5 protein-coding genes are annotated in these 4401 nt (G+C 60.6%); all 5 read left to right on the top strand.

Going from position 1 to position 4401, the window contains the following annotated elements; all coding sequences use genetic code 11:
* Window positions 1–862 precede the first annotated feature (862 nt).
* Window positions 863–1171: a hypothetical protein gene (locus FEF26_RS15145; RefSeq protein ID WP_138254371.1), complete on the top strand. Its 309-nt coding sequence runs from the start codon at window positions 863–865 to the stop codon at window positions 1169–1171.
* Between the two features lie 43 nt (window positions 1172–1214).
* The gene (locus FEF26_RS15140; RefSeq protein ID WP_138254370.1) at window positions 1215–1772 is read left to right on the top strand and encodes a SipW-dependent-type signal peptide-containing protein; all 558 of its coding nucleotides are present in this window, start codon (window positions 1215–1217) and stop codon (window positions 1770–1772) included.
* 33 nt (window positions 1773–1805) lie between these two features.
* On the top strand, window positions 1806–2426 hold the full coding sequence (locus tag FEF26_RS15135; protein ID WP_138254369.1) for a S24/S26 family peptidase: 621 nt from the start codon (window positions 1806–1808) through the stop codon (window positions 2424–2426).
* A complete protein-coding gene (locus FEF26_RS15130; protein WP_138254368.1) occupies window positions 2401–3255 on the top strand; it encodes a hypothetical protein in 855 nt (284 codons plus the stop codon). The genes FEF26_RS15135 and FEF26_RS15130 overlap by 26 nt, the downstream gene beginning before the upstream one ends.
* 302 nt (window positions 3256–3557) lie before the next feature.
* The coding region (locus FEF26_RS15125; RefSeq protein ID WP_138254367.1) for an ISL3 family transposase at window positions 3558–4401 on the top strand (844 nt) is incomplete at its 3' end.

Raw genomic sequence — 4401 nt, 5'->3', positions numbered from 1 at the left:
GGGCACTGAAGTCTGAGAACGCTGGTGATCCTGATGCTGGGCTGCGGGCCTGGCTACGGGCTTATGCGGCTCTTCACAATTGAGGGTGTAGCCCTGGATTGTGAAGAGCCATATATTGATATAGACTTTTACAGTTCAGCGATCTGCTCGAACGGCGCTGTAAGAGCGCGTACCCGATTGCACATCCTTCTAACTTGTCTTGAAATGCGATATGCCCCCAAGCTCGCGCCTGCTGCCTTCTACTCAGGTCAGCCCTCGTCGCCGTAGTTGGCCGCGCAGGAAGGCAATGCTGAGCGGCGGGGGTGCGCTTCTTGTAGCACTAACCCTCAGCGCCGGTATTACCGAACCCACCCAAGCACTTTGGACTGACGCAGAGTCTGCCGGGTTATCCTTGCAGGCTGGTGTGGTCCCGTCCCCCTCGGTTGTTGATTGCAGATTCCAAGGGAGCGGGAATAGTCAACACCGTTTCCGTAACCTGATTATCGAGTGGGAGACGCCGCAGGATGACCTCACGGTTCAGCCTGAAGGTCACAGGCTCGACTTCGTTGCCACGGGAAGTGTTACTCCTGCCCCCTCTTCCCCCACGACTGAAATAGTCGGGGGGTCTTCTTATGCGAACTTCGGAGCCTACTTGTCGGATCCCCCAACGGGTCTCTTAAGGTCGAGGACTCACACGTACAGGATTCACTTGATCGCGGTAGGGCCCGGCGGTTGGGAGTCTGAGCCCCAGATTATCGAAGCCAGCACGTCGTTGGTTCAAGCCGTCATACCGTTCAGGAGCTCGTCTTGCAGGGTTGTAGAACCCGGCGGGGGGTCGGTCACTTTCCAGGAAGACCACGCTGAGGGCCTGCCTGATCCGGACATGGATGACGAGCCCGTTGAGGAAGACCTCTTGGAAGAAGAATCCGAGGTCGGGGATGATGCTCCTACTGAAACAACACCCCCCACAGAGGATGCTTCGGAGCCCGGAGATGAAGATGTAACTCAAGACCCTTCTCCCTCCTCGGAGACCCCTAGCCCTGATGAGACTGCTCCTCCGGATCCTGAATCCCCGCCACCCTCGGAGGAGGAATCCGAAGCACCGTCTCCGGAGGAGACAACCACCGAAACGCCTACTGAAACTCCTACTGAAACTCACGAGACCACCGACTCGGAGACCGTAGAGAACTGATCATTGACTACTACACCTGCAAATAACGAAGAGAGGAAGCCTGATGGCATCTGAGACTACTGCGACTTCGCAGAAAACTAACCGACGGCGAAAGAAGGCGGCCGTATTGGCCCTCGCCGGTGTGGTTGGCATTGGGGCTGCGGCCACGATGGCTAACTGGACCGATGAAGAGTTCGCCGGTGCGGAGCTGCAAGCTGGTGAGTACAACCTGCAGATCGCCACCACCGCGGTCGGCGCATCCCCCGAATCAGAGGACTGGGTAGACGGCACCAGTGTCTCTGCTTTCGAAGACCTCGAAATCATGGCTGGCCCTTGGGGTCCCGGTGACTCCGACAACTCTGATGTTCATGTTCGTTTGGAGCCTGGCACCACCCATAACGCTGAACTGTCTAGTACTCGTGCTGTAGACGAGGCAGGATTCTGGCAGGTCACCGGGCCCGATGAGGTAAACCAGACCCTTGCCCAGGGTGATGTCGCGACTTTTACCGTGACGGTGCAGATGCCCGCAGACACCGACAACCAGGCGCAGGAAGCCACCGGTGAGGTGGTGTGGCAGTTCACCGCTGAACAGCTGCCCAACACCCCTGAAGACGACAGCTGATCCTCCCCTGAGCCTAGCGTGAGGGTCTGAATAATGCTCAGAACCATAGTGGGCCGCTTCGCCGCCGTCGGCGTGTATCTGCTGGCTGGTCTTGGGGTCCTCAGCCTGGTGCTGCTGGGCCTGGGCATATGGTTGAGCATGGGTTTGGTGATGTTTCGTACCGGTTCTATGGAGCCGGCCATTCCCGCCGGCTCCGTGGCGTTGGTCCAGCCAGTCGATCCTGAACAGATCGCCGTGGGTGATGTGCTCACCGTCGGTACCGAGGAGATGGACATCTCGGTCACCCACCGTGTGATTGCCGTCAACGACCCTGAAGACATTGTCTGGGCTGCCGATGACGAAGGCTTGGACCCCTCCGCGGTCGAGAACGGGCATGTCGCGGTGATCCGCATGCAGGGTGATGCTAACGAGATCGAGGACCCAACTCCCTACGCTGTGGCTGACGGGGAGGCTGAAGCGGTGCTTGGGCACGTGCCGGGTCTGGCTCAACCGCTTCAGTGGCTAGCTCAGCGGGAGGTTCAGCTCCTCTTCGCTGCCGCGTTGGCCGCTGGTATCGCTTGGGCGTTCTGGCCACGCCAAGATCCCGTCGCTGCTCGTGACCGGCAAGAGAAGAGAGAGGAGGCAGAGCATGCGCCACGGCATCACCGGCGGTAGCGCCGTCCTTGCTGCTCTGCTGTGCCTCAACACCTTGACACTGACCGCGTCTTCCACCGCATCGCCTGCGGAGGCGGTCACCGAAACGATCCAGGGCGAGCAGCTACTCATCGAATCCACCACTACCCCGGAGTTGTTCAGCGCTCTAGCCCCTGGCGATATCTTTGAGTGGGATGTGAGTATCAGTACCCGAGACCCCGCTGAGACCATCGAGGCTGAACTGTTCCTTGAGGGCAACATACCCGTGGAGGCAGCCGTTCTCTCCTGCGAAGAATCGTGGAGCCAGCCCCCTAATAGCGGCAACCACGACGACGGATGTGAAGACCCGGCTGAGATCCACCAGCAGGCGCTGCACGAAGGCAGCGCACCGGAGAGCTTTCAGGTGCCCCAGGGGCACCATCTTCGGTTAGTTCTCCAGGCCGGGTCTTTTGATACCGACTCCAGCGGAGAGATTTACCTGCGAGTCATCGCAGAAGGTGAAGACCTCCACGTCAGTCCAGCACCAGAGGACCCTTCAGAGGGCCAGTCCAACGACACGGTCAAGGAGCAACACGACACCGATACACCCTCCGGAGACCACTCAGAGGACACGGTGGAAGCGCACAATGAGACGCTACCGACCGATATGCAGGAGTCCCCGCCCTACGACCAGGAAGCGACCGATCCGCCAGTTGACACACCTCCGACGGATGCGTCCGCTCCGGAGGGCGAACAACAAGATGGATTGGCCGCCACCGGCACCACTATCGCTGCCATTCTCGCCGCAGCACTGCTCCTAATAGGAATCGGGGCATACCTGCGCATCCGCAAGACTTCCGCCTCACGCTAGCTAATACACTGATGAGCAATACAGCCCTGTAAGACCACGGCCTTACCTCTAGAGGAACATGTAAACCGACGGGATGTTTGTGCTGAATACTAGTGTCAGTTGAGGATCCTCCAGTGGCCAGTAGTGCTTGGTTCTCGGCGTTTGCGGTAGGTTGACGTTGTGTCCACCACACGAATTACCGGCTCTTCACAATTGAGGGTGTAGCCCTGGACTGCGGGCGGATGGGCGCGTCGGTGGCCGGATAGGGGTCGAGGCCTTCCGATGATGGCAGTTCCTACACAACCCATCTGGAAGACCTCGACGTGCCTGACGCTACCTTTAACGACCCTGACCTGACGAGCTTCGCCCGCCTTGATGAGCTTGGCCTGGAAGCCATTGGCCAGCGGATTGAATCGCGGCGTGCGGTGCTTGCCTGCCGCGTGGTCGAACCCGATGACTGGTGTCACCGCTGCGGGTCCCCAGGCACCCCGCGGGGCACCGTGATCCGTCGGCTGGCCCATGAACCGTTGGGCTGGCGGCCCACCACGCTGCAGATCACGGTCCGCCGCTACCGGTGCGCCGACTGTGCCCACGTATGGCGACAGGACACCACCCAAGCGGCCCAGCCGCGGGCCAAGCTCTCCCGCCGAGGTCTGCGATGGGCCCTGGAGGCACTGGTGATCCAGCACCTGACCGTGGCCCGAGTCGCCGAATCGTTGGCGGTGCGGTGGAACACTGCTAACGACGCCGTACTGGATGAGGGTAAGCGGCTGCTGATCAACGACCCCCACCGGTTCGACAACGTGACCACCATCGGCGTTGATGAGCACGTCTGGCGCCACACCCGGGGCGGGGACAAGTACGTCACCGTGATCATCGACCTCACCCCGCTACGGGCAGGCATCGGACCGGCGAGGCTGTTGGACATGGTTGAGGGCCGCTCCAAGCAGGTTTTCAAGACCTGGCTGGCCCAACGCGACCAATGCTGGCGGGATAAAGTCGACGTAGTAGCGATGGACGGCTCCACCGGCTTCAAGACCGCCGCCGAAGAGGAGCTGCCCCAGGCCACCACAGTGATGGACCCATTCCACGTTGTCCGGGTGCGCCATGAGGCGCTGTGTGTGCGGATGGGGGTGAGAGACCCCTGTGGCCTGGTCGTCGCAGCGA

Origin of the sequence: Nesterenkonia salmonea (assembly GCF_005771525.1) — a bacterium.
Taxonomy (GTDB): Bacteria; Actinomycetota; Actinomycetes; order Actinomycetales; family Micrococcaceae; genus Nesterenkonia; species Nesterenkonia salmonea.
This window is presented reverse-complemented; position numbering and strand designations above follow the sequence as displayed.